General features: G+C 57.5%; 28 protein-coding genes, 1 pseudogene and 1 other annotated feature. Of the genes and pseudogenes, 12 read left to right on the forward strand and 17 right to left on the reverse strand.

Annotated elements, in window-relative coordinates:
• Positions 1 to 64 precede the first annotated feature (64 nt).
• From oppB to AFK66_RS08635, 5 genes are read left to right on the forward strand one after another with little or no spacing between them, the layout of a single operon-like run.
• On the forward strand, positions 65 to 985 hold the full coding sequence (oppB, locus tag AFK66_RS08615; RefSeq protein ID WP_007794078.1) for an oligopeptide ABC transporter permease OppB: 921 nt from the start codon (positions 65 to 67) through the stop codon (positions 983 to 985).
• 14 nt (positions 986 to 999) lie between these two features.
• Positions 1,000 to 1,908: an oligopeptide ABC transporter permease OppC gene (gene oppC / locus AFK66_RS08620; RefSeq protein ID WP_004385004.1), complete on the forward strand. Its 909-nt coding sequence runs from the start codon at positions 1,000 to 1,002 to the stop codon at positions 1,906 to 1,908.
• Between the two features lie 11 nt (positions 1,909 to 1,919).
• Positions 1,920 to 2,933: an ABC transporter ATP-binding protein gene (gene oppD, locus AFK66_RS08625; protein ID WP_007775567.1), complete on the forward strand. Its 1,014-nt coding sequence runs from the start codon at positions 1,920 to 1,922 to the stop codon at positions 2,931 to 2,933.
• On the forward strand, positions 2,930 to 3,934 hold the full coding sequence (oppF, locus tag AFK66_RS08630; protein ID WP_059223197.1) for a murein tripeptide/oligopeptide ABC transporter ATP binding protein OppF: 1,005 nt from the start codon (positions 2,930 to 2,932) through the stop codon (positions 3,932 to 3,934). Before oppD ends, oppF begins: the two co-directional genes overlap by 4 nt.
• A 46-nt stretch (positions 3,935 to 3,980) precedes the next feature.
• On the forward strand, positions 3,981 to 4,817 hold the full coding sequence (locus AFK66_RS08635) for an ion transporter (protein WP_023898592.1): 837 nt from the start codon (positions 3,981 to 3,983) through the stop codon (positions 4,815 to 4,817).
• 29 nt (positions 4,818 to 4,846) lie between these two features.
• Here AFK66_RS08635 and AFK66_RS08640 read toward each other — a convergent pair whose 3' ends face one another.
• A complete protein-coding gene (locus tag AFK66_RS08640; RefSeq protein WP_004385008.1) occupies positions 4,847 to 5,176 on the reverse strand; it encodes an HI1450 family dsDNA-mimic protein in 330 nt (109 codons plus the stop codon).
• Between the two features lie 34 nt (positions 5,177 to 5,210).
• Positions 5,211 to 6,671, reverse strand: coding sequence for a cardiolipin synthase (gene cls / locus AFK66_RS08645; RefSeq protein ID WP_023898593.1), 1,461 nt, complete (start codon positions 6,669 to 6,671; stop codon positions 5,211 to 5,213).
• A 144-nt stretch (positions 6,672 to 6,815) separates the two neighbouring features.
• On the opposite strand from cls, the gene AFK66_RS21350 reads away from it, so the two are divergent.
• Together AFK66_RS21350 and AFK66_RS08655 are read left to right on the forward strand one after the other, a co-directional pair.
• Positions 6,816 to 6,989, forward strand: a complete 174-nt coding sequence (locus AFK66_RS21350) for a YciY family protein (RefSeq protein ID WP_085958956.1) — start codon at positions 6,816 to 6,818, stop codon at positions 6,987 to 6,989.
• Between the two features lie 498 nt (positions 6,990 to 7,487).
• Positions 7,488 to 7,757: a hypothetical protein gene (locus AFK66_RS08655; protein WP_023898594.1), complete on the forward strand. Its 270-nt coding sequence runs from the start codon at positions 7,488 to 7,490 to the stop codon at positions 7,755 to 7,757.
• Positions 7,758 to 7,841: 84 nt separating this feature from the next.
• Here AFK66_RS08655 and AFK66_RS08660 read toward each other — a convergent pair whose 3' ends face one another.
• Positions 7,842 to 8,138: a YciI family protein gene (locus tag AFK66_RS08660; RefSeq protein ID WP_007775551.1), complete on the reverse strand. Its 297-nt coding sequence runs from the start codon at positions 8,136 to 8,138 to the stop codon at positions 7,842 to 7,844.
• A 223-nt stretch (positions 8,139 to 8,361) separates the two neighbouring features.
• Here AFK66_RS08660 and tonB point away from each other — a divergent pair, with 223 nt between their 5' ends.
• Complete coding sequence (tonB, locus tag AFK66_RS08665) at positions 8,362 to 9,096, forward strand: TonB system transport protein TonB (protein WP_007775549.1); 735 nt, start codon at positions 8,362 to 8,364, stop codon at positions 9,094 to 9,096.
• A gap of 52 nt (positions 9,097 to 9,148) precedes the next feature.
• On the opposite strand, the gene yciA is transcribed toward tonB, so the two are convergent.
• From yciA to AFK66_RS08690, 5 genes are all read right to left on the reverse strand, one after another.
• Complete coding sequence (gene yciA / locus AFK66_RS08670; protein ID WP_007775548.1) at positions 9,149 to 9,550, reverse strand: acyl-CoA thioester hydrolase YciA; 402 nt, start codon at positions 9,548 to 9,550, stop codon at positions 9,149 to 9,151.
• Positions 9,551 to 9,712: 162 nt separating this feature from the next.
• Positions 9,713 to 11,902 carry a TonB-dependent siderophore receptor gene (locus tag AFK66_RS08675; protein WP_023898597.1) on the reverse strand — a complete coding sequence of 730 codons (2,190 nt, stop codon included), beginning with the start codon at positions 11,900 to 11,902 and terminating at the stop codon, positions 9,713 to 9,715.
• Between the two features lie 231 nt (positions 11,903 to 12,133).
• Positions 12,134 to 12,670 (reverse strand): septation protein A, encoded by a 537-nt coding sequence (locus AFK66_RS08680; protein ID WP_007775538.1) that lies wholly within the window; start codon positions 12,668 to 12,670, stop codon positions 12,134 to 12,136.
• Between the two features lie 51 nt (positions 12,671 to 12,721).
• Positions 12,722 to 13,465 carry a YciC family protein gene (locus tag AFK66_RS08685; protein WP_007775536.1) on the reverse strand — a complete coding sequence of 248 codons (744 nt, stop codon included), beginning with the start codon at positions 13,463 to 13,465 and terminating at the stop codon, positions 12,722 to 12,724.
• Positions 13,466 to 13,489: 24 nt separating this feature from the next.
• Positions 13,490 to 13,897, reverse strand: coding sequence for a YkgJ family cysteine cluster protein (locus tag AFK66_RS08690; RefSeq protein WP_007775534.1), 408 nt, complete (start codon positions 13,895 to 13,897; stop codon positions 13,490 to 13,492).
• A gap of 282 nt (positions 13,898 to 14,179) precedes the next feature.
• Between AFK66_RS08690 and ompW the strand changes: the two genes are divergently transcribed.
• Positions 14,180 to 14,812 carry an outer membrane protein OmpW gene (gene ompW, locus AFK66_RS08695; protein ID WP_007775532.1) on the forward strand — a complete coding sequence of 211 codons (633 nt, stop codon included), beginning with the start codon at positions 14,180 to 14,182 and terminating at the stop codon, positions 14,810 to 14,812.
• Between the two features lie 130 nt (positions 14,813 to 14,942).
• Here ompW and AFK66_RS08700 read toward each other — a convergent pair whose 3' ends face one another.
• The 7 genes from AFK66_RS08700 to trpL form a co-directional block, all read right to left on the reverse strand.
• A complete protein-coding gene (locus AFK66_RS08700) occupies positions 14,943 to 15,170 on the reverse strand; it encodes a hypothetical protein (RefSeq protein ID WP_032968222.1) in 228 nt (75 codons plus the stop codon).
• A 291-nt stretch (positions 15,171 to 15,461) separates the two neighbouring features.
• Positions 15,462 to 16,271, reverse strand: coding sequence for a tryptophan synthase subunit alpha (gene trpA / locus AFK66_RS08705; protein ID WP_007775527.1), 810 nt, complete (start codon positions 16,269 to 16,271; stop codon positions 15,462 to 15,464).
• Entirely contained in the window at positions 16,271 to 17,464 is a 1,194-nt protein-coding gene (gene trpB, locus AFK66_RS22345) for a tryptophan synthase subunit beta (RefSeq protein ID WP_007775526.1), read from the reverse strand. The genes trpA and trpB overlap by 1 nt, the downstream gene beginning before the upstream one ends.
• Before the next feature lie 12 nt (positions 17,465 to 17,476).
• Positions 17,477 to 18,835, reverse strand: coding sequence for a bifunctional indole-3-glycerol-phosphate synthase TrpC/phosphoribosylanthranilate isomerase TrpF (gene trpCF / locus AFK66_RS22350; RefSeq protein WP_007775525.1), 1,359 nt, complete (start codon positions 18,833 to 18,835; stop codon positions 17,477 to 17,479).
• 3 nt (positions 18,836 to 18,838) lie between these two features.
• Positions 18,839 to 20,434, reverse strand: coding sequence for a bifunctional anthranilate synthase glutamate amidotransferase component TrpG/anthranilate phosphoribosyltransferase TrpD (gene trpD / locus AFK66_RS08720; RefSeq protein WP_023898601.1), 1,596 nt, complete (start codon positions 20,432 to 20,434; stop codon positions 18,839 to 18,841).
• Positions 20,434 to 21,996 (reverse strand): anthranilate synthase component 1, encoded by a 1,563-nt coding sequence (locus AFK66_RS08725; RefSeq protein ID WP_032983663.1) that lies wholly within the window; start codon positions 21,994 to 21,996, stop codon positions 20,434 to 20,436. The genes trpD and AFK66_RS08725 overlap by 1 nt, the downstream gene beginning before the upstream one ends.
• A gap of 24 nt (positions 21,997 to 22,020) precedes the next feature.
• Positions 22,021 to 22,113, reverse strand: a sequence feature (Trp leader region).
• Positions 22,090 to 22,134, reverse strand: a complete 45-nt coding sequence (gene trpL / locus AFK66_RS23245; RefSeq protein ID WP_108695807.1) for a trp operon leader peptide — start codon at positions 22,132 to 22,134, stop codon at positions 22,090 to 22,092. Its footprint overlaps the feature before it by 24 nt.
• A gap of 139 nt (positions 22,135 to 22,273) precedes the next feature.
• Between trpL and rnm the strand changes: the two genes are divergently transcribed.
• From rnm to rluB, 3 genes and pseudogenes are all read left to right on the forward strand, one after another.
• A complete protein-coding gene (rnm, locus tag AFK66_RS08730) occupies positions 22,274 to 23,152 on the forward strand; it encodes an RNase RNM (RefSeq protein ID WP_007775523.1) in 879 nt (292 codons plus the stop codon).
• A complete protein-coding gene (locus AFK66_RS08735; protein ID WP_007775522.1) occupies positions 23,149 to 23,769 on the forward strand; it encodes an L-threonylcarbamoyladenylate synthase in 621 nt (206 codons plus the stop codon). Before rnm ends, AFK66_RS08735 begins: the two co-directional genes overlap by 4 nt.
• Before the next feature lie 126 nt (positions 23,770 to 23,895).
• Positions 23,896 to 24,750, forward strand: a pseudogene (gene rluB, locus AFK66_RS08740) (23S rRNA pseudouridine(2605) synthase RluB); the annotation flags it as partial.
• A gap of 451 nt (positions 24,751 to 25,201) precedes the next feature.
• Here rluB and cobO read toward each other — a convergent pair.
• Positions 25,202 to 25,792 carry a cob(I)yrinic acid a,c-diamide adenosyltransferase gene (gene cobO / locus AFK66_RS08745; RefSeq protein WP_007775519.1) on the reverse strand — a complete coding sequence of 197 codons (591 nt, stop codon included), beginning with the start codon at positions 25,790 to 25,792 and terminating at the stop codon, positions 25,202 to 25,204.
• On the reverse strand, positions 25,789 to 26,550 hold the full coding sequence (locus AFK66_RS08750) for a YciK family oxidoreductase (RefSeq protein WP_007775516.1): 762 nt from the start codon (positions 26,548 to 26,550) through the stop codon (positions 25,789 to 25,791). Before AFK66_RS08750 ends, cobO begins: the two co-directional genes overlap by 4 nt.
• Positions 26,551 to 26,630: the final 80 nt, after the last annotated feature.

The following is a 26,630-nucleotide window of genomic DNA, read 5'->3' on the forward strand; positions in this document are numbered from 1 at the left end:
GTTTCTTGCCCCACTGTGTCTTATTTTTCCGTGAGTCAAAGGCACACGCCAGAAGGTACGGGCAATGTTGAAATTTATTTTACGTCGCTGTCTGGAAGCGATTCCGACGCTGTTTATTCTAATTACTATCTCCTTCTTTATGATGCGTCTCGCGCCGGGCAGTCCTTTTACCGGTGAACGTAATCTGCCGCCGGAAGTCATGGCGAATATCGAGGCGAAATATCATCTTAACGACCCCATCATGACCCAGTACTTCAATTATCTGAAGCAACTGGCTAAAGGTGATTTCGGTCCGTCCTTTAAATATAAGGATTATTCGGTAAACGATCTGGTCGCGGCCAGCTTTCCGGTTTCCGCAAAATTAGGTGCCGCAGCGTTTTTACTGGCGGTCGTTTTAGGCGTGGCGGCAGGTGTGATGGCTGCGCTTAAGCAAAACACAAAGTGGGATTTCGCCGTCATGGGGGTGGCGATGACCGGCGTGGTCATTCCGAGCTTCGTGGTTGCACCGCTGCTGGTGATGATCTTCGCGATAACGCTGCACTGGCTGCCTGGCGGCGGCTGGAACGGCGGGGCGCTGAAATTCATGATCCTGCCAATGGTCGCGCTGTCGCTTGCTTATATTGCCAGTATCGCGCGTATCACCCGTGGCTCCATGATTGAAGTGCTGCACTCCAACTTCATTCGTACCGCTCGCGCCAAAGGGCTGCCGATGCGCCGCATTATTCTGCGCCATGCGTTGAAACCCGCGCTGCTGCCGGTGCTCTCCTATATGGGTCCTGCGTTCGTCGGCATCATCACCGGGTCGATGGTTATCGAAACTATCTACGGCCTGCCGGGCATCGGCCAGCTGTTCGTGAACGGCGCGCTGAACCGCGACTATTCGCTGGTATTGAGCCTGACGATTCTGGTTGGCGCGCTGACCATTCTGTTTAACGCGATCGTCGATGTGCTGTATGCCGTTATCGATCCGAAAATTCGTTACTGACACTGGAGTACGCCATGATGTTGAGTAAGAAAAACAGCGAGGCGCTGGAAAACTTCAGTGAAAAACTGGAAGTAGAAGGGCGTAGCCTGTGGCAGGACGCCCGCCGTCGCTTTATGCATAACCGCGCGGCGGTGGCGAGTCTGATTGTGCTGGCGCTGATTGCGCTGTTCGTCACCCTCGCGCCAATGCTGTCGCAGTTCAGCTATTTTGATACTGACTGGGGCATGATGTCCGCGCCACCTGATACCGAATCAGGCCACTGGTTCGGCACTGACTCCTCCGGTCGTGACCTGCTGGTGCGTGTCGCTATCGGCGGCCGTATCTCGCTGATGGTGGGCGTTGCGGCGGCGCTGGTGGCGGTGATCGTCGGCACACTCTACGGCTCGCTTTCCGGCTATCTCGGCGGCAAAGTGGACTCGGTGATGATGCGTCTTCTGGAGATCCTTAACTCCTTCCCGTTCATGTTCTTCGTCATTCTGCTGGTGACCTTTTTCGGTCAGAACATCCTGCTGATTTTCGTCGCCATCGGGATGGTCTCCTGGCTTGATATGGCGCGTATCGTGCGCGGCCAGACGCTCAGCCTGAAACGTAAAGAGTTCATCGAAGCAGCCCAGGTGGGCGGCGTGTCGACGGCGAATATCGTGGTGCGTCATATCGTGCCGAACGTGCTGGGCGTGGTGGTGGTTTACGCCTCGCTGCTGGTGCCGAGCATGATCCTGTTTGAATCTTTCTTAAGCTTCCTCGGCCTCGGTACGCAGGAGCCGCTTAGCTCCTGGGGCGCGCTGCTGAGCGATGGCGCTAACTCCATGGAAGTGTCGCCCTGGCTGCTGCTCTTCCCGGCGGGTTTCCTGGTGGTCACCCTGTTTTGTTTTAACTTTATCGGCGATGGCCTGCGTGATGCCCTCGACCCGAAAGATCGTTAAGGAGTGCCGCCATGAGCACCATTGAACTCTCTGCGCCGCAACAGACCGCGGCGTCTCAAGCGACACTGCTTGACGTGAAAGATTTGCGCGTCACCTTCGCGACGCCCGACGGCGACGTTACCGCCGTCAACGATCTCAACTTCAGCCTGCGCGCCGGCGAAACGCTCGGCATCGTCGGCGAGTCCGGCTCCGGCAAATCCCAGACGGCGTTCGCGCTGATGGGGCTGCTGGCCGCCAATGGTCGCATCGGTGGTTCGGCGACATTTAACGGCCGTGAGATCCTCAATCTGCCGGAGCGCGAGTTAAATCGCCTGCGCGCCGAACAGATTTCGATGATTTTCCAGGATCCGATGACCTCGCTGAATCCGTATATGCGCGTCGGCGAGCAACTGATGGAAGTGCTGATGCTGCATAAAAGCATGAGCAAAGCCGAAGCGTTTGAAGAGTCGGTGCGGATGCTGGATGCGGTAAAAATGCCGGAAGCGCGCAAGCGCATGAGCATGTACCCGCACGAATTCTCCGGCGGTATGCGCCAGCGCGTGATGATCGCGATGGCGCTGCTGTGCCGTCCGAAACTGCTGATCGCCGATGAACCGACCACCGCACTCGACGTGACTGTTCAGGCGCAGATCATGACGCTCCTGAACGAACTTAAGCGCGAATTCAACACCGCCATCATTATGATCACCCACGACCTTGGCGTGGTCGCGGGCATCTGCGACAAAGTGCTGGTGATGTACGCAGGCCGCACCATGGAATATGGCAAAGCGCGTGAGGTCTTTTACGATCCGGCGCATCCGTATTCTATCGGTCTGCTTAATGCCGTACCGCGCCTCGACGGGGAAGGCGAATCCCTGCTCACCATTCCGGGCAACCCGCCGAACCTGCTGCGCCTGCCAAAAGGCTGCCCGTTCCAGCCGCGCTGCCCGCACGCGATGGAAATCTGCAGCACGACGCCGCCGCTGGAAGAATTCGCCCCTGGCCGCCTGCGCGCCTGCTTTAAACCGGTGGAGGAGCTGAAATGAGCACCGTAGCTGAAGAGAGAAAAGTTCTGCTCGAAGTGGCCGATCTCAAGGTGCATTTCGACATTAAAGACGGCAAGCAGTGGTTCTGGCAGCCGGCCAAAACGTTAAAAGCGGTCGATGGCGTGACGCTGCGGCTGTATGAAGGCGAAACGCTGGGCGTGGTGGTGGAATCCGGCTGCGGAAAATCCACCTTCGCGCGCGCCATTATTGGTCTGGTCAAAGCCACCAGCGGCCGCGTGGCGTGGCTTGGTAAAGATCTGCTGGGTATGCAACAGGAAGAGTGGCGCGATGTGCGCAGCGACATCCAGATGATTTTCCAGGATCCGCTGGCCTCGCTGAACCCGCGTATGACCATTGGCGATATTATCGCCGAGCCGCTGCGTACTTATCATCCGAAAATGCCACGTCAGGAAGTCCGTGACCGCGTAAAAGCGATGATGATGAAAGTTGGGCTGCTGCCAAACCTGGTCAATCGCTACCCGCATGAATTTTCCGGTGGCCAGTGCCAGCGTATCGGCATCGCCCGCGCGCTGATCCTTGAGCCGAAGCTGATTATCTGCGATGAACCGGTTTCTGCGCTCGACGTGTCAATTCAGGCGCAGGTGGTGAACCTGCTGCAAAAACTGCAGCGTGAGATGGGCCTGTCGCTGATTTTTATCGCCCACGATCTCGCGGTGGTGAAGCACATTTCCGATCGTGTGCTGGTGATGTACCTGGGGCATGCCGTAGAGCTTGGCACCTATGATGAGGTCTATCATCATCCACTGCATCCTTATACCCGTGCGCTGATGTCGGCGGTGCCGATCCCGGACCCGGATCTCGAAAAGAACAAAACCATTCAGCTGCTGGAAGGCGAGCTGCCGTCGCCTATCAATCCGCCGTCAGGCTGCGTGTTCCGCACGCGATGCCCGATGGCTGGCCCGGAATGCGCCCAGACGCGACCGGTGCTGGAAGGCAGTTTCCGCCATGCGGTTTCCTGCCTGAAGGTGGACCCGTTATAATCGCAAGGGCTGGCAGGTGCCAGCCCTTTTCTTTTGCGAGGACAACGTGTCACGGATAACCGAATATCGTCAGCGCGCCTACCACTTTCTTTTCGACCAGCATCAGCGCAGCGGTCGCCGCTTTGAGGCGCTTTGTGGGCTGTTTGCGCTCTTCAGCGTCATTGTCGTGTTTATCGAGTCTGGCCTCGGCACGCAATATCATCTCACTTATGACGAATGGCATATCTTTGTACTGATTGAGATAGGCATTACGTTTGTCTTTACTGTCGAGTATCTGCTGCGGCTGCTGGTCTGGCCGAATCCGGCGCGCTACGCGCTGAGCTTCTGGGGGCTTATCGATCTGGCGACCGTGATGCCGCTCTATGTGCTCTGGCTCTGGCCTGAGCTTGGCATGAACTATCTCTTTATCTGGCGTACGCTACGCGCCGTGCGCGTGCTGCGCATTCTGAAACTGCTGCGCATCATGTCGTCTTCCAGCCTGCTCTGGCAGGCGATTGTGAACGCCCGCCATCAGCTCATCGCATTTTACGCCTTTATTTCTATCGTCATGGTGATTGCCGGCGCGCTGATGTATGGCATTGAAGGGGCCTCGAGCGGTTTTAATACGCTTGGCACCTCGGTCTACTGGGCGGTCGTGACGGTGACGACGGTCGGTTATGGTGATATCACGCCGCATACCGCGGGTGGCCGCGCGGTAGCGTCACTGCTCATTCTGATCGGCTATTCTGTGATTGCTATTCCGACTGGCATTATTACTTCGCAAATGACCAGCGCGCTGGCGGATAAAAAAGCAGCGCAGCGCTGCCCGGCCTGCGGCGCGAAATATGAAAAACAGGCGAATTATTGTCAGGCGTGCGGTGAGAAAATTACGGGCGGGAAATAATAGCGCGGCGAATGCCGCGCGGCTTGCGATTACTCACGCCACAGAATGTGGCACAGTTTGTGGTCTTTTTCGCGGCACAGCAGCACGCGGGCGAAAACGTCGGTAATTTCGTCGCCGTCTTTCTCCGCAAGCCCGATAACCACTTCCGAGAAGAAATCCGGGTTCAGATCGTAATCGACATGCGACAGCCACTCTTCAGATGGATCGAACAGCTCCGCGCCGCCGCGCTCTTCAAACTGTAAGTTAAACAGAATGATATCCGCCGGATCGAGATTATCCGCCGCCAGCTCCAGAAAAATATCGTAAGCCTGTTCGAGCGTTTCGTCTTCCGTCAGGCGGTTATTCAGATCCATTTCCATCGTGACTACCCCAGTAAATGATGTTGGGCACGTTTTACAGCAACGGGCTGAAGAAGTAAAACAGTCGCTCCACTACGCGCTGCCAGAATGGACGTTTTACCCACAGACGCGCATCCAGCAGGCGCGAGCGGGAAATATAATCATCCTGCACTTCGGCCAGATCGGCACCGAAACCGGCGTCATCAATGACCAGCGTAATTTCAAAGTTAAGCCAGAGGCTACGCATATCCAGATTAACGGTACCAACCAGACTCAGCTCGCCATCGACCAGCACGCTCTTGGTGTGCAGCAGTCCACCTTCGAATTGATAAATCTTCACGCCTGCTGCCAGCAGTTCGCTAAAGAACGCGCGGCTCGCCCAGCCCACCAGCAGGGAGTCATTTTTGCGCGGCAGAATAATGCTCACGTCCACGCCGCGCTGTGCCGCCGTACAGATGGCGTGCAGCAGATCGTCGCTCGGCACAAAGTAGGGCGTGGTCATAATAAGATATTCGCGCGCCGCATACACAGACGTCAGCAGGGCCTGGTGTATAAGATCTTCCGGGAAGCCAGGCCCGGACGCGATGGTATGGATCGTATGACCGCTCGCCTGCTCAAAAGGCATGATGTTGGCATCCGGCGGTGGAGGAAGCAGGCGTTTGCCGGTTTCAATCTCCCAGTCGCAGGAGTAGACGATGCCCATCGCGGTCGCGACCGGGCCTTCCATACGCGCCATTAAATCCACCCACTGACCGACGCCCGCGTCCTGCTTGAAGTAACGCGGGTCAACCATGTTCATACTGCCGGTGTAGGCAATATAGTTGTCGATCATGATCATTTTGCGGTGCTGGCGCAGGTCCATACGGCGCAGGAACACACGCATCAGGTTAACCTTCAGCGCTTCGACGACTTCGATGCCCGCGTTGCGCATCATGCCCACCCAGGGGCTGCGAAAGAACGCGACGCTGCCTGCGGAGTCGAGCATCAGGCGACAGTGCACACCGCGACGCGCTGCGGCCATCAGCGATTCGGCGACCTGATCGGCCATTCCGCCGGGCTGCCAGATATAAAAGACCATCTCGATATTATGGCGGGCGAGCTGAATATCGCGGATCAGCGCCTGCATTACGTCGTCGGAGGAGGTGAGCAACTGAAGCTGGTTGCCTTTAACACCCGCGATGCCCTGGCGGCGCTCGCAAAGCTGAAACAGCGCGCTCGCTACCGCGCTGTTTTCTTCGGCGAAAATATGTTTACAGGCTTTAAGATCGTTAAGCCATTTCGCGGTCGACGGCCACATGGCGCGGGCGCGCTCGGCGCGGCGTTTGCCCAGATGCAGTTCCCCGACCGACAGATACGCGACTATCCCTACCAGCGGCAGAATATAAATGACAAGCAGCCAGGCCATGGCGGAAGGAACGGCGCGACGTTTCATCAGAATGCGCAGCGTGACGCCCGCGATGAGTAGCCAGTATCCCAGAATGACCAGCCAACTCACTACCGTGTAGAAGGTTGTCATAGATTAAAAATCCTTTAAAAAGCGTATCGTTAAGAGTTTACGCACAACCCTTTCGCACTCCAATAAGAACCTGTCAGAAAAGCGCTGGTCTGCGGGCGGGAAGGGGTTATAATGACGGTTCTGTTTCAGTCAAGAGTATCAGAAATGAGGCGTAGTAGAACCGAAGTTGGGCGCTGGCGCATGCTGCGGCAGTCTCAACGGCGTAAAGCTCGCTGGCTGGAAGCACAATCCCGACGCAATATGCGAATTCACGCTATCAGAAAATGTCTTGTGAATCGTCAGCGCAATTCGTTGCTGTTCGCCATCCACGATCGCTAAACGTAGTGAAAGGGCACCGCCTGCGGTGCCCCGAAATATCCCCAGAATCGTTCCTTCGTAAACCTTCATTCCTGCCGCCTGAATTACGTCAAAAAGCTCGCTTTATCCTTTCTTTAATCTGGCCTGCATTAAGGTAAATTTAGCCGAGTGGATTCCCGCGTCGCGCTAATGGATTTAAATAAAATTAGGAATATTCTGGTATAAGAAATCGCCAACCGAAAATTGCTGCTCTGGAATATTCCCGGTTTGGGATTATGCTGAGTGAATCAAGATAAAATCATTAAAATCAAAACTTTAAAATACTTTTCCTAACTTAACATAAATTCACAAATTGTCATATATCGTGTATTTCCGCCGGTGATAATTGCTCTTATGTAAAATGAAGCCTTTTTAATGTTATTTCCGGCGATTGTTTCTGGTCAGTCCAGGTTAGATTATCTCCATCGACAGCTTGTATTCCTACAGGTGCAACTTTCATCCGTGACTGCTGGAGCGTTTATGACTAAGCAAGAGGAATTTCTGACAGAAATCCATAAATTTTTGTTACGCAAGGGAGCCTGCGGCGCGCGCCCCAGAACCGTTGACGAAAGAACGTTAACCAGCGGCATTTTCGGCTTTGCTAAAGAAGCGGTTACCGTGAGCCAGCGCCTGCCTGAGAGTGTTTCGGCCTGTGAAGCGGCTCGCCAGTTTGTGACGTCCCACCGGTGCCATAACGCGCGGAACCACACCACGGCTACGGTGCTGCAACTGGTGACGGGCGGGAAATAACACCCGCCAGCTAAAATGATCGCGCAAAAAAAAGGGCACACCGTCGGTGAATGCCCTTTGCACTACGCAGCCTGTCGGACGCGGTCAGAATACTTTTTTGTAAGGCTTCACTGCGACGGTCTTATAGACGCCTGCGGCAATATACGGGTCTGCTTCTGCCCAGGCCTGCGCTTCTTCAAGCGAGGCGAACTCCGCAATGACCGTTGAACCGGTAAAACCCGCCACACCTGGATCGTTGCTGTCCACCGCAGGCATAGGCCCTGCGGTCAGCAGACGCCCCTCATCACGTAATAACTGCAAACGCGCCAGGTGCGCCGGGCGTACGGACTGACGCTTTTCCAGAGAATCAGCCACATCTTCCGCGTAAATGACATACAGCATGTCGCACTCCTTTTTATGAAACGGCAAGGTGAATAACGGTAGGTGAAAGCCGTCAGGTGTGCAACGCAAAGTTAAATGTCCTGTTAAATCCTTAACATTAACGCGGGATTTTTCAGCGGTTCGCCAGAGAAACGGTGCAGAACCGGGCTGAGTTGTTGAATATGATTGCTATTTGCATTTAAAATTAAGCTCTCATTCATTCAGTGAAACGACTATGACTTCAATGACCCTTGATATGCCTCGCCGTTTTCCGTGGCCGACGCTGCTTTCCGTCGCGATCCATGGCGCCATTGTGGCGGCGGCTGTGCTTTATACCTCGGCAAATCAGGTGGTTGAGATGCCCGCGCCGTCGCAGCCGATTTCCGTGACGATGGTCGCGCCTGAATCACTGGAGCCGCCAAAGCCCGAAGTGGTGCAGCCGCCACCGGAGCCTGTCGCTGAGCCTGAGCCGGAACCCGAGGTTGTACCGGAGCCGCCGAAAGAAGCGCCCGTCGTTATCGAAAAACCAAAGCCGAAACCGAAACCTAAGCCGAAACCCAAACCGGTGAAAAAGGTAGAGGAGGCACCGAAACGGGAAGTTAAACCTGCTGAGCCGCGCCCCGCGTCGCCGTTTGAGAATAATTCCCCGGCGCGCACCGCAGCCCCCGCGTCGCGCCCGGCACCCGCCGCGCCTGCGAATTTCGCACCCGCCGGCCCGCGTGCGTTAAGCCGCAACCAGCCGCAATACCCGGCGCGCGCCTATGCGCTGCGGATGGAAGGGCAGGTTCGTGTGAAATTTGACGTCGCGCCAGACGGCAGCGTGGAGAATGTGCAGATCCTTTCTGCCAAACCCGCCAACATGTTTGAGCGCGAAGTAAAACAGGCGATGCGCAAATGGCGCTACGAAGCCGGTAAGCCTGGCACAGGGCTGATTGTGAATATTGTGTTCCGCATTAATGGCGGCGCTACGATGCAGTAGCGCTGCATGTGAAAAAAAGCCAGAGCATTGTCTCTGGCTTTTTTTTATGCCGTTACGCCGCAGGCGGCAGCGGACGCGGTTTGCCGTCGTCATCAACCGCAACATAAATAAACAGCGCTTCGGTCGCGCGGTAGCGCTGGCCAATCGGCTCGGAAGAGACCTTTTTCACCCACACCTCGATATTAATCGTCACCGACGTGTTGCCGCGCTTAACGCAGCGAGCGTAGCAGCACACCACATCACCCACCGCGACCGGGCGCAGAAACGTCATGCCGTCGACGCGCACCGTCACCACGCGGCCATGCGCTATCTCTTTGGCAAGGATCGCGCCGCCAATATCCATCTGGGCCATCAGCCAGCCGCCGAAAATATCGCCGTTGGCGTTGGTATCGGCGGGCATCGCCAGGGTACGTAAAACCAGTTCACCTTGAGGAGTGGTTTGCTCTGTCGTCATGGGGCTTCTCAGCTAGTGTTATCAGTGAATTGCCTGCGGCCTGAAGGGCGCGAAGCGACGGTATAATAACACCGGTTATAGAGCGGTAAAGGCAGGAAAAAACGGGGAAAGCGGGGTTATCTTGCTGTAGTTAAAAGGGAGGCGAGCCTCCCAGGGTATGCATCAGAACGACATCGTTACGCCAGCGTAGTACGCGCGGCCCGGTTCGTTGTAGGTGGAAGCGCCTTCGTTTTCGCGATACAGCGTTTTATCGAACAGGTTGCTGACGCCGCCGTTAAGACGCAGATCTTTGGTCAGCGCATAGTTTACGCCCACGCCGACGATGGAATACGCGCCGACTTCTTTACGGGACAGATTGCCTCCGTCTTCGAGACGAATTTCCGCCGCCTGGCGCGGCTTCTGGCGGCCGTAGAAGGTCCAGTTCAGGTTAGTCGAGAGCTTATCCGTCACCTGCCAGTCCAGCATGGTGTTCACGGTATATTTCGGGATAACCGACAGCGGGTTGCCGTTCTTTTTCATCTCCGACTTAATCATATATGTGGCGTTAGTACGCCAGTTCAGCGCATCTTTCACCACCGGAATGGTCAGGTTGCCTTCAAAACCTTCCACCACGGCTTTACCACCGTTTTCCCAGCGCAAAATATTGTTGCCGTTAGAGGCGATGCCCACCACGCGATCGCCGGAGACGATTTTGTTACGGTAATCGTTACGGAACCAGGTCAGGCCGGCGTCAAAGCCATCTTTGGTGTATTCCAGTCCAATTTCTTTATTGATGCTGATTTCTGGTTTCAGATCGTCATTGCCGAGCAGATAGCAACTGCCGCTCACCCCAATCGGGCAACCGTTGCCGCGCGTGGAAAGCAGATAACCTTTACTGGACTGATACAGATTCGGCGCTTTAAAAGCGCGCGCGATACCGGCTTTCAGTTTTACGTTATCGCCAAGCTCCTGAGAAACGTTCAGGCTCGGGCTCCAGTTGCCACCGAACTGGTTATGGTGATCGTAACGCAGCCCCGGAATGACGGCAGTGCCGGGCAGCACGTCGATATTATCTTCGAACCAGACTGCGCCGATGGTCGCACTGTTTTTGCTGCTGCGCGACGCGGCATCACCGGATATGTCGCCAATGGTCGTGCCGCTGGCATTGGTGGCCTGCATGGAAGCCGGATCGTTAAGCTCCTCGCGATCCCATTCGGCACCGAGTGTGACGGTCTGATCGACCAGCAACTGGAGCGGTACATTGATTTCGCTGCTGGCGCGATAGTTTTCCAGGCGGCTGGTGCTGTATTTTTCGTTGGTGATCATCCCTTCAACGCGGCCCGTGGTGCCTTCCTGAAGTCGGGTGTTATTGGTTTTTTCGTAATAAAAACCGGTTTTTGACTGACCCCAGTCCCAGATGCCGTTGTGGGTAATACCGTAGCTCTGACGATACATCCGGTTGGTTTCGTGGCCGTATAGCGACGGAACAAGACCGTTAGGGCTGGCGTTACTGTTGCTATTCTGCGTGTCGCCCGCGTAAATATTGCCCTGGCGGCTGTAGCCGTATTCAAAATCCAGGATCTGCTCCGGCGTAATTTTCCAGGAGATAACGCTGTTAATATCCTTGTTACGCACGCCTTCGCGCCCGGCGGCGTAAGAGCCGTTCTGCGCGGTATTGATGTCGTAATCGTCGGCATCGGTTTTATTGATATTGCCATAGAGGCGCATCGTCAGCGCGTCGCCCGCCAGCGGACCGCTCAGGCTGAAGTTTGCGCGTCGGGTGGCACCTTCTTTGTCGTTTTCCGGCTGGTTGGTGAAAAGCGACAACGAGCCGTGCCAGTCATTGGTGGGGCGTTTAGTGATGATATTCACCACGCCGCCCGCGGCCCCGCTGCCGTAACGCGCCGCCGCCGGGCCGCGCAGCACTTCAATGCGCTCGACCATTTCCGCCGGCACCCAGTTGGTGTCGCCACGCGTGTCGCGCTCGCCGCGCCAGCTATAGCGTACGGAATTGCGTGAAGTGACCGGGACGCCATCGACCAGGATTAAGGTGTTTTCCGGCCCCATACCGCGAATGTCAATCTGACGGTTGTTGCCGCGGCTGCCGCTCGCGCTGTTACCGGTCAGGTTTACACCGGGCATTTTACGAATAATGTCTGAAAGGTCATTCACAGGTGGGTCTTTCTCGATGTCATCAGCGGTGATAATGGAGACGCCGGGCTGCTGTTTCAGCGCCTGTTCGGCCGTTGCCTGAACCACCATTACGTCGCCGTCGTTCATTTCCGCCGCCTGCACCACACCAGCGCCGCTGCCGAGAAGAGAGGCTACCGCCAGCGCAAGCGGTCTGCGAATGCCATGCTTTTTTTCAAACATTATCAATTATTCCATTATGTGTAGAAATGTAATCACCTGTCCGCATGATAATGATAATAATTATCATTACAACACAAAATCGGGATTCTCCATGATTTCTCCACAATCGCTTCATCATTGTGCAGGTGACTGTAATGGCTTACAAAAGCTGGCGTGTCGCGGGGAAGGCACATAAAAAAACGCCCCGGGCGTTAACCTCGGGGCGTTGTTTTTCAGTAAAGCGGAAGGGGGTTATTTCTCTTCCTGCGGCATATGGCGGTAGATGTAAACACCGCTCAGCAGGGTGAAAACCAGCGTCAGGCCAGGGATGCCAAACACTTTAAAATTCATCCATACCGCTTCCGGGAGCCAGAACGCGACGTAAATATTCAGCAGGCCACAGAAGATGAAAAAGAGCGCCCAGGCGATGTTAAGACGCGACCACGCATGCGCGGGCAGGGTAATTTCTTTGCCGAGCATGCTCTGGATCAGCGGCTTTTTCATCACCCACTGGCCAATCAGCAGCGCGCCTGCGAACAGGGCGTAAATGATGGTGACTTTCCACTTAATAAATTCCGCGTTGTGGAAATAGATAGTCAGCCCGCCGAACACCGCGACCAGCACAAAGGTCACCAGGGTCATTTTTTCGACCTTGCGGTATTTGTACCAGCTATAAATCACCGCCAGCGCGGTGGCGACGATCAGCGCCGCTGTCGCCCAGAAAATGTCGTGCAATTTATAGACGACAAAAAAGACAATCAGCGGCAAAAAATCGAGTAACTGCTTCATACATCGGTTCCGTAAAAGGCCCGCGAACGACCACCGCCGCGGGCAGAAGGGTTATTCCCGGATAAGCATATACAACCGGAAGAGATAAATAAGGAGCAGCGCAGTCAGCAGGTTGCTCAGCGTTCCCGCGACCACCGCGCCGATTTGCGGCGTCAGCGCGGCAAACGCGGGCGCGAACAGCAGCAGGGCGGCGCGGGCCAGCAGCCACAGCAGTACCGCAGGCGCAACGAGACGCATATTGCGCCACGCAAGACGCATGCTGTTACGCATCGCGCCGAAAATCCCGGCTTTATCCTGCGCCATCATTACCGGTGCCAGCGACAATACAATCGCGAGGATCACACCCGGCACCACCACCATCAGGATGCCCATCTGCACCAGAAAGGTGGTCAGGAAGATCAGAATAAACAGGCGCGGCAGCAGCGGGGCGGAGGCACCGATGGCGCGCAGCGCGCTGATGTTCTGCCCGGCGGAGACCGCCTGAATGAGAAGCAGCACGCCGCCTACCAGCAGGGTATTACCGAACATGCCGGAAAAGGTGGACGCTGCCGAGGCTTTCAGCAGAACCTGCTGCTGCTCCGGCGTCATATTTTGCACCAGTTCGAACAGACTGGCGCTGTTGGTCATAGCGTCGCCCTCGCTCAGAATAGCCAGCTGATCCGCGTCAGGCGTAAAGGCGTGGCCGAGGATCATAGAAACAAAGGCGCAAAGCAGCGCAATCAGCAGGATGGTAACGAGCTGATTGCGGAAAAAATTACCCGTGTCACGGTAAACGGATTTTGCCGTGATTGACATGCACACTCCTTGGGTTGGCAGACATTATTCCGCCGGCAATTGTACCCTGGATGATGGCGCAGTGGCAGCGCTGTAAAGCGGCGCGGCGGGTAAGGAATTGTCAGGAAGCGGCGGCAGGCCGTAACGGGCGCGGGCGCGATTACACGCCTCGTTCACCACGCCGCCCTCGCCGGACATGGCGAACTCGCGACACGGTGACGGCCGGTTTTCATAAACCGTACAGCGCACCGCCTCGCCAGGCGTGCCTTCCAGCGCCACGCAGCGGCTCTGTTTCTGGTTAGTGCCGCTCATGCAGCGCAGAAAAGGGGTAAGCGGCTCGGTAAGCGCCGCCGGGACAGGGCCGCCCGCGTCATCCGCTTCGGCCCAGTAGAAAGAGACACGAAAATAAGCACAACAGGCTCCGCACGTCATGCACGGGTTCAGATCGCTCATCATTCACCTGCAACTAAACAACGCATCGTTTCAACATTGTGAAGAAGCTAAATTATTCCCGGCCGGGACGACTTTCAATAGGGGGCGAAAGATATATTTCCGCCCTGTGAAAACGGAAAAATTGACCTGAAATCAAATTCATCGAAGCCGTAAGGCTGGCAAAAATTAATTCAGATCAATGAATGTTAAATTAGCGGCCCGAATGTGATCTCTGTTGGATCACTTATTAACTCGTAGTGAGTATATTCACCCGGCAAATAAAACCACAAAAGGGAAACGGGAATGAAAAAACTTATCGTGGCGCTGGCATTAGCGGGTTGTTTTTCGGGTATGGCCTCTGCACATGAAGCAGGCGAGTTCTTTATGCGCGCCGGTACGGCGACGGTGCGTCCGACGGAAGGCTCAGACGATGTGCTGCACATGGGCGGCTTTAAGGTTAACAATAATACCCAGCTCGGCCTGACCTTTACTTATATGGCAACTGACAACATCGGCGTGGAACTGCTGGCGGCAACGCCGTTCCGTCATAAAGTGGGCCTGGGGCCGACAGGCGATCTCGCAACCGTGCATCAACTGCCGCCCACCTTAATGGCGCAGTGGTATTTCGGCGATTCGCAAAGCAAAGTGCGCCCGTATATTGGCGCGGGCATTAACTACACCACCTTCTTTGACGAAGATTTCAACGATACCGGTAGAAAAAGCGGTTTAAGCGATCTGAGCGTTGACGATTCCTGGGGCGCGGCGGGTCAGGTGGGTCTGGATTACATGGTGAATAAAGACTGGCTGATTAACATGTCCGTCTGGTACATGGATATCGACACCACCGTGAAATTCAAGGCAGGCGGCCAGCAGCAGAATATCGATACCCGCATCGATCCATGGGTCTTTATGTTCTCGGCGGGCTACCGCTTCTGAGTTTGCGCACTCGCGTTTCTCAGCAATAAAAAAACCAACCCGTTGAGGTTGGTTTTTTTATTGCTGCCGGGTGAAGCGGAAAACCGGTGTCTCGCATCTTGCTGCACTTAACATCCTCAAGCTCCGCGCCTCAATTGAATGCGCTGGCGGCAGCCTGGCGCATAATGCGGTTGGCTTCATCCCATTTGCGGGCGTTTCGTTTGGTCAACGCTTCACGTGCTGCACGGCGAGCTTTATTCATCATATGCTGGTTAATCATCTTCACCTCCACCCTTTCCCGTAATCCAGCCAGACCGTTCTGGCTGCGATTGCGCGTTACGTTTTCACGCGGCTTATGGTCTGAAGTCAGTTGCCTCACCTTGCTCCGGTTGTCCTGCCGGGACGGCATTACTGCCGCGAGATGTGGCTCCAACGCTTGATGTCATCGAAACCTGCTGAATCCTTTGTGGCGGGCCTGCAAGTGCGGCCGGGCTTCGTTGTCATGAGAATAAGTTTTGGTCAGAAATGCGACGTGTGCCTTAAGATTTTGCTCAAAACACGATCGTTCTACTGGACGCGCAGGGAAAATTATGAATGTAAAGCCGGATGTCCCTGATATTCAGGGAAATAAAAAGCGCGACGGCTCGCGCTTTTTTTAAGAAGAGAATGCTCAGGCAGGCAAACTGGCCGCTTTAAGCTGGCGCACAAACGTTTTCAGCGCTTCCAGCATCGCCGCGCGATCGTTCAGGTTGTTCTCAATGATCTTCACGATCGCCGAGCCAGAAATCGCGCCCGCGGCACCGGCCTCAATGGCGGCTTTCACCTGCGCAGGCTCTGAGATCCCGAAACCCTGCAACGGCGGCGCGGCGTGGTATTCGGTTAGCTTATCAATCAGGTGGTTCAGCGGCAGTGCAGCGCGGTTTTCCGCCCCTGTAACGCCTGCGCGAGAAAGCAAATAGGTGTAGCCTCGGCCGTAAGAGGCAATCTGGCGCAGCAGATCGTCATCGGCGTTGGGCGGGCAGATGAAAATCGGCGCGACATTGTGGCGCATCGCCGCCTGGCGGAAAGGCGCGGATTCTTCCACCGGCACATCGGCCACCAGAACGGAATCGACGCCCACGGCGGCGCAGCGGGCATAGAATTCGTCCACGCCACGGCTGAACACCAGGTTGGCGTACATTAACAGCCCGATGGGCAAGTCCGGGTATTTCTGACGCACCGCGGCCAGCATTTCAAAGCATTGATCCGGTGTCGTACCGGCGGCGAACGCACGCAGCGTCGCGCTCTGAATCGTCGGGCCATCCGCCAGCGGGTCGGAGAACGGGATACCAAGCTCCAGCGCGTCGGCACCGCCTTCCACCAGCGCGTCGATAATCTGCAACGACTGCTCGGGCGAAGGGTCGCCGAGCGTCACAAAGGGAACAAACGCGCCTTCCTTACGGGCTGCCAGGCGGTCAAACAGCTGCTGATAACGCTCCATTACATTTCCCCTCGTGCTTTGAAAATATCGTGAACGGTGAAGATATCTTTATCGCCGCGCCCGGACAGGTTAACGACCAGCAACTGCTCTTTTTCCGGATCGGCGCGCATCATTTTCAGCGCATGGGCGAGGGCGTGCGATGACTCCAGCGCCGGAATGATCCCTTCCTGACGGCAGAGCGTTTTAAAGGCTTCCAGCGCTTCGTCATCGGTAATCGAGACATACTCCGCGCGCCCGGTGCTGTTCAGGTACGCGTGCTGCGGCCCGACAGACGGGAAATCGAGACCAGCGGAAATAGAGTAAGACTCTTCAATCTGGCCGTCGTCCGTCTGCATCATCGGCGCTTTCATGCCGAAGTAAATTCCCACGCGTCCGTGTTTGAGCGGCGCGCCGTGTTCGCCGGTTTCGATACCGTGACCGGCAGGTTCAACGCCAATCAGGCCGACGCTCGTTTCGTTAATGAAATCCGCGAACATGCCGATGGCGTTGGAGCCGCCGCCGACGCAGGCGATCACGGCGTCCGGCAGGCGGCCTTCTTTTTCCATGATCTGCGCGCGCGTCTCTTCACCGATCATGCGCTGGAACTCACGCACGATGGTCGGGAACGGGTGCGGGCCTGCGGCGGTGCCGAGCATATAGTGCGCGCGGTCATAACTGCCGGACCAGTCGCGCAGCGCCTCGTTGCAGGCGTCTTTCAGCGTCGCCGAGCCGCTGTAGACCGGAATAACTTCCGCGCCCATCAGCTTCATGCGGAACACGTTTGGCGACTGGCGCTCGACATCTTTCGCGCCCATATAGATACGGCACTTCAGGCCGAGCAGGGCGCTCGCCAGCGCTGACGCCACGCCGTGCTGCCCCGCGCCGGTTTCGGCGATAATTTCCGTTTTGCCCATGCGTTTAGCGAGCAGCGCCTGTCCCAACACCTGGTTGGTTTTATGCGCGCCGCCGTGCAGCAGATCTTCACGCTTGAGATAGAGCGTGGTGCGGGTGCCAGCGGTGAGATTCTGACATTTAGTCAGCGCTGTCGGGCGTCCGGCGTAGTTCTTCAGCAGATCGGTAAACTGCGCCTGAAACTCGGCGTCGCTCTGGGCGCTGACGAACGCCTCTTCCAGCTGACGCAGGGCGGGCATCAGGATCTGCGGCACATACATGCCGCCAAATTCGCCAAAATAAGGGTTTAACAGTGTGCTCATTATTGCCTTCCTTTAGTAAGCCCGCAGGGTTCTGAATACCGCCGCCAGTTTGTCGCTGTCTTTGATGCCCGGCGCGCTCTCCACCCCGGAGTTAAAATCGAGTCCCGCGCAGCCGAGCTGTGCGGCCTGCACGCAGTTATCCGCACCGAGGCCGCCCGCCAGCATCACGTTGTCCAGCGTCTGCCCTTCAAGCAGTGACCAGTCGAAGCGCTGGCCGGTGCCGCCCTGGCCATTATCCAGCACGTAACGGTCAACATACTGGAGATTCCGCGGCGGCAGGGCGTGGCTGACGCTCTGCGCTTTCCAGATAGCGGTTGTTTCCGGCAGGCTGGCGCGCAGGGCGCTGATGTAAGTCTGGTCTTCGTCGCCGTGCAGCTGTACGGCGGCGAGGGAAAATGTATTGGCTTTCGCGACGACGTCTTCAACCGGCGCGTCACGGAAAACACCGACATAGCGCAGCGGCGCGGCGTCGATCACCGCACGGGCCTGTTCATCGGTGACGGCACGCGGCGATGAGCCGACAAAAATCAGGCCACCGTAGAGCGCGCCCGCCTGCCAGGCGCTTTGTGCGTCCTGCGGGCGAGTCAGGCCGCAGACTTTGTTTTCTCCAAGCAAGACCTGACGCACCGCCGACTCTAAATCGTCGTGTTCCATCAGCGCGGAGCCAATCAGGAAACCGTTGGCGAAACGGCTCAGCTCCCGCACCTGGCCGTAAGTATGAATGCCGGATTCGCTAATCACCGTCACGCCATGGCCTAAACGCGGGGCGAGTTCGCGGGTGCGGTTCAAGTCGATGGAGAGATCGCGCAGGTCGCGGTTATTGATGCCAACCACTTTCGCTTCGAGGTGCAGCGCGCGCTCAAGCTCTTCTTCATTGCTGACTTCGGTCAGCACGCCCATACCGAGGCTGTGCGCTACCGCCGCAAGCTGGCGGTATTGGTCATCGTCCAGCACCGAGAGCATCAGCAGGCAGGCGTCCGCCTGGTAAAAGCGCGCCAAGTAAATCTGGTACGGGTCGATAATAAAGTCTTTGCACAGCACCGGCTGGTGGGCGATCGCGCTGACGATGGGCAGGAAATCGAAGCTGCCCTGGAAATATTTCTCGTCGGTCAGCACCGAGATCGCCGAAGCGTGATGTTTGTACACGCCTGCGATGCGCGCCGGGTCGAAATCGCTGCGGATCACGCCTTTGGACGGCGACGCCTTTTTGCACTCCAGGATAAAAACGGTGCGGGCGCCCTGCAGCGCGTCATAAAAGCGGCGCGTGCTCGGCACGACATCATTCTGAAAGCTCGCCAGCGGCTGCTGTGCCTTGCGGGCTTCCACCCACAGCGCTTTATCCGCGACGATTTTCGCTAAAACGGTTTCCATTTCTTATCCTCTTGCTGCCAGTGCGGTAACACGGTCATAAGCGGCGCCGCTGCGCAACACCGCCAGCACTTTACGTGCGTTGGCCTGCAAATCCTCTTCGCCGTACAGACGCATCAGCATGGCGACATTGGCGGCCACGGCGGCCTCGTGAGCACGCTCACCTTTACCTTGTAACAGGCGGCTGAGAATGTCACGGTTTTCTTCCGGCGTGCCGCCCGCCAGATCCGCCTGTTCATAAGGCTCAAGGGCGAAATCCGCAGCTGTAAGCTGATAGCTGTGAATCTCGCCGTCGCGCAGTTCAGCGACCTGCGTCGGCGCGTGCAGCGACACCTCATCCATGCCGCCGCTGTGCACCACGGCCGCGCGCTGATAGCCCAGCACCCGCAGGGTTTCGGCAATCGGCAGCACCAGCTCCGGGCTGTAGACGCCAATTAACGCCAGTGGCGGATGCGCCGGGTTAATCAACGGCCCCAGCACGTTAAACAGCGTGCGGGTTTTCAGCTGCTGGCGCACCGGCATCGCGTGGCGAAATCCGGTGTGGTATTTCGGCGCGAACAGGAAACAGACGCCCAGTTCATCCAGCGCCTTGCGCGACGCGTCGGCGTTCATCTCAAGATTAATGCCAAACGCGGCGAGCAGATCCGACGACCCTGAGCGGCTGGAGACGCTGCGGTTGCCGTGTTTGGCGACTTTCAGCCCCACCGCGGCCGCCACAAAGGCGCTGGCGGTGGAGATATTAATGCTGTTGCTGCCGTCGCCGCCGGTGCCGACGATATCCGCAAAGGCGTAATCCGGGCGCGGGAACGGCGCGGCGTTTTCCAGCAGGGCGCTGGCGGCCCCGGCAATCTCAACCGGGTGTTCGCCGCGCACTTTCATGCTCACCAACGCGGCAGCCAGTTGTTCGGGTTTCAGCTCGCCGCGCACCACCGCGCTGAAAAGCTGATGGCTCTCTTCGCGGCTCAGCACCTCGGCCTGATAGAGTTTTTCCAGGATCGGCTGGACGCTGTTTTGCTGCTCGGCGCGGGTCAGCGCCCAGGCGAGCGTCTGCTCCAGCAGGCGGGCACCCTGCGTCGTCAGGATCGATTCCGGGTGAAACTGGAAGCCGCAGACGCGATCGGCGTCGTGACGCACGGCCATCACCATGCCGTTAAAGTGCGCGTTCACCGTCAGCCCAGCCGGGATGTCGCTGCCCACCAGCGAGTGGTAGCGCGCCACCGGCAGCGGGTTCATCAGCCCGCTAAACATCGCCTGGCCGTCATGTTCAATGCTGGAGGCTTTGCCATGCAGAATTTCGCCCGCCTGGCCGACATAGCCGCCGTAGGCTTCGACGATAGCCTGATGGCCGAGACAGATGCCGATAATCGGCAGCTTGCCGCGCAGACGGGTTAACAGCTCCGGCATACAGCCGGCGTCTGACGGCGCGCCAGGGCCTGGCGAAAGCATCAGCACCGGGTTGTCCATAGTGGCGAGGCGCTCAATCAGCGTCTGTGCCGGAATATGGTTACGGTAGATAACTACGTTATGTCCGTTCGCGCGCAGCTGATCCGCCAGGTTGTAAGTAAAGGAATCGATATTATCGAGCAGCAGAATGTCGGCCATCAGAAAGTCTCCTGTGCGTGATGGGCAGCGGCGATGGCGCGCAGTACCGCGCGGCCTTTATTACGGGTTTCGTCAGCTTCGGATTGCGGGACGGAATCGAGCACGACGCCCGCGCCCGCCTGCACCGTGGCGATGCCGTTCTCCACCCAGGCCGAGCGGATAACAATGCAGGTGTCAAGATCGCCGTGGCCGGTGAAATACCCGACCGCGCCGCCGTAGCTGCCGCGACGCTCGCCTTCCGCTTGCGCGATAAGCTGCATCGCGCGCACTTTCGGCGCGCCGCTCAGCGTGCCCATGTTCATGCAGGCGCGATAGGCGTGCAGCACGTCGAGATCGCGGCGCAGTTCGCCGACCACGCGAGAGACCAGATGCATAACGAACAAGTAGCGGTCCACTTTGGTTAAATCCGCCACATAGCGGCTGCCCGGCGTACAGATGCGTGCCAGATCGTTGCGCGCCAGATCCACCAGCATCAGGTGCTCGGAGAGCTCTTTATGGTCGGTGCGCATTTCAAGCTCGATGCGGCTGTCGAGATCGCGGTCCAGCGAGCCGTCCGCACGGCGGCCGCGCGGGCGGGTGCCGGCTATCGGGTAGATTTCAATCTGGCGTGACGGCGCGTCATATTTCAGCGAGCTTTCCGGCGACGCGCCGAACAGTGCGAAATCGCTGTCCTGCATGAAAAACATATAGGGGCTGGGGTTGCTCTTTTTCAGCGTGTCATAGGCCGCGAGCGGCGACGGGCAGGGCAGGCTGAAGCGGCGCGACGGCACCACCTGGAAAATCTCACCGGCGCGAATCGCTTTTTGCATCTCTCGCACCACCGCGCCGTACTCTTCATCGCTCTGGCTGCATTCGCACTGCATCTGCGGCACGCTTTCTACCGGCAGCGGCGCGGGCGGCTCCTGGAGTTGCAGTTGGATCTGCGCGAGGCGCTGGTTCAGGCGGGCTTTTTCCGCGTCATCCGGCGTAAAGAGGCTCGCCTGAATGCGGGTGGTGCGCGTCTGGTGATCGATAATCAGCAGCGTTTCGGCGAGATAAAAGCAGTAATCCGGGCAGCTATTGTTGTGCGCAAGCGGCGGCAGTTCTTCAAACCCGGCGACCAGGTCATAGGCAAACAGCCCGCCGAAGAACATCGCTTCGCGCTCATCCTGCGGCAGCGTTACTAACGCCTGCAACAGACGAAACGCGTCAAACACTGACAGCGAACGCAGGCGCTCGTCTTCGTCCAGTAACGCGCTCACGGGCGGGAAACGCAGCGTGCGCCCCTGCGGATGGGCCTCAACGGTGACGGTTTCCGGCAGCGCGTTATCCAGCAGTGCCAGCAGTGACGCGCCATTGGCGCTCAGTGCTTCAATCGTGACAGTGTCACCATTGGCGGTAATGCGCAGCGCGCTGTCGACAAGAAGCAGGCTTTTCAGATCGTCTTTGCTGTCGATATCCGCCGATTCCAGCAGTAGCGTTGCCGGGCGGTCACCGCAGAGCTGGTGAAAAACCGCGGTCGGGTTTTCGCGATAAAGGCCGTCGCAGGTGAGCAGTTCAAGTGCCGGTTTGTCTGTTTGCATGGTCTGTATCTCTGTATTGTGTTCAAAAAAAAGCCCGCACTGAGCGGGCCTGGTATCTGATTGCTTGCGCATACGTGAAGACACCGCCCGGGATCAGGAGGTACGCCACCAGCCATGCAGAGAAAAAATGTGAGCCATTTTCAGATACCTTCTTTGTGTGAACTTGCGTACTAGTTAACTGGTTCATGGCGGGAATGTCAACACTGATTTTTGATAATTTCCACAAACCGTTATGATGAACAGGACGATATAAAAGACCATAGCCACTGGAGCCGTTTTGAGCGAACCTGAATTAGCGATTATTTATGACCTGCACAGCCATACGACGGCCTCCGATGGCCTGCTGACGCCGGAGCAACTGGTACACCGCGCCGTTGAGATGGGCATTCATACGCTCGCGATAACCGACCACGACACTACGGCGGGCCTGCCAGCCGCCCATGAAGAAATTGCCCGCGCAGGCCTTGCGCTGCGGCTGATTAACGGTGTCGAAATTTCTACGCTCTGGGAAAACCACGAAATTCATATCGTCGGACTGGGGATTGATTTCGCGCACCCTGAGATGATCGCGTTTCTTGACGGGCAGGCGCAGCGCCGCACGCGGCGTGCTGAGATGATCGCCGAGCGCCTGGAGAAAGCGCGCATTCCGGGCGCGCTGGAGGGCGCGAAGCGTCTGGCGGACGGCGGCGTCGTCACGCGCGGGCATTTCGCGCGTTTTCTCATCGAAGACGGACGCGCCACCAATATGGCGAACGTCTTTAAACACTATCTGGCGCGCGGGAAAACCGGCTATGTTCCTCCCCAGTGGTGTACAATAGAACAAGCCATTGATGTGATTCATCATTCTGGCGGGCAGGCGGTGATAGCCCATCCCGGACGCTATCAGCTCAGCGCCAAATGGCTCAAGCGTCTGTTAAACCAGTTCGCTGCGGCGGGCGGCGACGCGATGGAAGTGGCCCAGTGCCAGCAGGCGCCCAATGAGCGCAACCAGCTGGCAAGCTACGCCGGGCAGTTTGGTCTGCTGGCGTCCCAGGGCTCTGATTTCCATCAGCCGTGTCCGTGGATTGAGCTGGGCCGCAGGCTGCGGCTGCCGGAAGGGTTAACGCCTGTCTGGCACCGCTGGCCGCCGGAACTGAGTAAAGAGAGGGCAGTATGAGTCAATTTTTCTATATCCACCCGGACAACCCGCAGCCGCGCCTTATCAAACAGGCGGTAGAGATCGTGCGTAAAGGCGGCGTTATCGTTTATCCGACCGATTCCGGCTACGCGCTTGGCTGTAAGCTTGAAGACAAAGGCGCGATGGAGCGTATCTGCCGCATCCGCGACCTGCCGGACGGCCATAACTTTACGCTGATGTGCCGCGATCTCTCGGAGCTGTCGACCTATTCGTATGTCGATAACGTCGCGTTCCGTCTTATCAAAAACAACACGCCGGGCAACTACACCTTTATTCTTAAAGGGACGAAAGAGGTGCCGCGCCGTCTGTTGCAGGAGAAGCGTAAAACCATCGGGCTGCGCGTGCCGTCTAACCCGATTGCGCTTGCGCTCCTTGAAGCGCTTGATGAGCCGATGCTCTCCACATCGCTAATGCTGCCGGGCAGCGAGTTTACCGAATCCGATCCGGATGAAATTAAAGACCGTCTGGAAAAGCAGGTGGATCTGATTATTCACGGCGGTTATCTCGGCCAGCAACCTACAACCGTGATCGATTTAACCGACGATGCGCCGGTCGTGTTACGTGAGGGCGTGGGCGACGTTAAGCCTTTCCTGTAAGGGGGCTTACCGCTATACTACGCGGCCTGAAATCGGGCGGCTGAAACCGGGGTGTGGCCAGACGGCGGCACCCCAGCCCGGTTATCCTGTTCGACGCCTGGGAAGGCGACACCTGAAGGAAGCTCCATGAGCGAAAAGTTACAAAAAGTGCTGGCGCGAGCCGGTCATGGCTCCCGCCGTGAAATCGAAGCCATGATCGAAGCCGGTCGCGTCAGTGTCGATGGCAAAATCGCCACCTTAGGCGATCGCGTTGAAGTCACGCCTGCGCTGAAAATCCGTATCGACGGCCATCTCATCTCGGTAAAAGAGTCCGTAGAGCAGATCTGTCGCGTACTGGCCTATTACAAACCGGAAGGCGAGCTGTGTACGCGCAGCGATCCGGAAGGTCGCCCGACCGTCTTTGACCGTCTGCCGAAACTGCGCGGCGCGCGCTGGATCGCGGTAGGGCGTCTTGACGTCAATACCTGCGGCCTGCTGCTGTTCACCACCGACGGTGAACTGGCGAACCGCCTGATGCACCCGAGCCAGGAAGTCGAACGCGAGTATGCTGTGCGCGTTTTCGGCCAGGTGGATGACAATAAAGTTCGTGAGCTGGCGCGCGGCGTTCAGCTTGAAGACGGCCCGGCGGCGTTTAAAACCATCCGTTTTAGCGGCGGTGAAGGCATCAACCAGTGGTACAACGTGACGCTGACGGAAGGGCGCAACCGTGAAGTTCGCCGTCTCTGGGAAGCGGTCGGTGTGCAGGTGAGCCGCCTCATTCGCGTGCGTTATGGCGACATTCCGCTGCCGAAAGGCCTGCCGCGCGGCGGCTGGACCGAGCTTGACCTGGCACAGACCAACTATCTGCGCGAGCTGGTGGGTCTTGAGCCTGAAACGGCAAGCAAAGTGGCCGTGGAAAAAGATCGTCGTCGCCTGAAGGCGAACCAGATTCGCCGTGCAGTAAAACGCCACAGCCAGACGGCGGGCGGCGCTCGTCAGGGCACGCCTGCGCGTCAGGGCCAGGCGGGTGCTGCGCGCCCGGCAGGCAACGTGCGTGCGGCAGAAAACACCCGCTCAGGCAACAGCACCTCGCGCGCCAGTGGTAATGCCCGTCCGGGCGGCAATGCACGCTCAGGCGGCGCTCGCGCCACCGGCAATGGCCGTCCAGGCAGCAGCAGCGGACGCCCGAACAGCGGCGGTAACCGTCGCTCCGGCGGCGGTCGCGGAAACTAAGAAAAACGCCCTCTGATGAGGGCGTTTTTTTATCCCTGCATGAACACCACCTCCTGTGAAGGGGATCAGCAACAGGTTTTGGCTTTGCCTTATCGTCTTTGGATTTAAATCTTTCAGAACAGGTCGAGATTTTTTCAGGGCTTTTAGTACGCCCTATGGGGCGTTATCAATGCCACCTGCTATGCAGGTGGTTTTTTACGGCAGCGAATCAGGGTGTACGCTAATAATCGATACCGATCTGCGCTTTTATGCCTGCATCAAACGCGTGTTTTACCGGGCGCAGCTCACTCACCGTATCGGCATACTCCAGAATATCGCGGTGGCAGCCCCGGCCAGTGATAATCACAGTCTGGTGCGCCGGACGCTCACGCAGCGCCGTCAGTACTTCTTCCAGCGCCAGATAATCGTAAGCCACCATATAAGTCAGTTCATCCAGCACCACGAGATCGAGCGAGGCGTCCGCCAGCATGCGTTTGCCATGCTGCCACACGGCCCGGCAGGCCGCGGTATCGCTTTCTCGGTTCTGGGTGTCCCAGGTAAAACCTGTCGCCATGACCTGAAACTCGACGCCATGCGGCTCCAGCAGATTGCGCTCGCCGTTCGGCCACTCGCCCTTGATAAACTGTATGACCGCCGCTTTTTTACCGTGGCCGACCGCGCGCGTGACGGTGCCGAAGGCGGCGGTGGTTTTGCCCTTGCCGTTGCCGGTAAAAACGATAACGATGCCGCGCTCATCCTGGGCGGCCGCGACGCGCGCTTCGACTTTCTCTTTCACGCGCTGCTGGCGCTGCTGGTAACGTTCATCGCTCATTCGGCTATTCCCGGTTTACGTCCTGGCTGGGCGTCAAAGCTAATGCCGGTTTTCCGGCGGCTGTCGTCACCCATCAGCCACAGGTAGAGCGGCATGAGATCGGCAGGCGTTTTCAGCTTTTCGGGATCTTCCGTCGGGAACGCGCTGGCGCGCATTTTAGTACGTGTGCCGCCAGGATTGATGCAGTTCACGCGCAGATGCCGGCTTTGATACTCTTCGGCAAGTACCTGCATCATACCTTCGGTGGCGAATTTCGAGACGGCATAAGCACCCCAGTTGGCCCGCCCCTGACGGCCGACGCTTGAGGTGGTAAACACCAGCGAGCCTGACTCAGATTTCAGCAGCAACGGCAATAGCGCCTGGGTTAGAAAGAAGGTGACATTCACATTCACCTGCATCACTTCGCTCCAGACAGCCGGGTTTTGCTGGTCCATTGGAACGATGTCGCCGAGCACGCCCGCGTTATGCAGTACGCCATCGAGGCGAGGCACCTGTTCGCCGATAGCCTCAGCGAGACGCTGGCAGGCGTCGGGCGTCGCGGTGGCGTAATCCAGGGTAAACCAGTGCGCCTGCGCGAGTCCTTCCTGTTCGATTTCACGGGCAACACCGCGCAGTTTCTCTTCACTGCGGCCAAGCAGCAGGACGTGCGCGCCGTAGCGGGCGTAGGTCAGCGCCGCCTCGCGGCCAATACCGTCGCTGGCGCCGGTGACAAGAATGATTCGGTTTTGCAGCAAATCGCGTTGGGGTTGATAGTGCACGGGTCACTCCTTGCAGGGGCGAAACGGCGCGCCGCAAGGCTTCGCTTCGCATCGGGTAAAAACGCTTTATGCCTTAATCC

It is taken from the genome of Cronobacter malonaticus LMG 23826, from assembly GCF_001277215.2.
Taxonomy (GTDB): Bacteria; Pseudomonadota; Gammaproteobacteria; order Enterobacterales; family Enterobacteriaceae; genus Cronobacter; species Cronobacter malonaticus.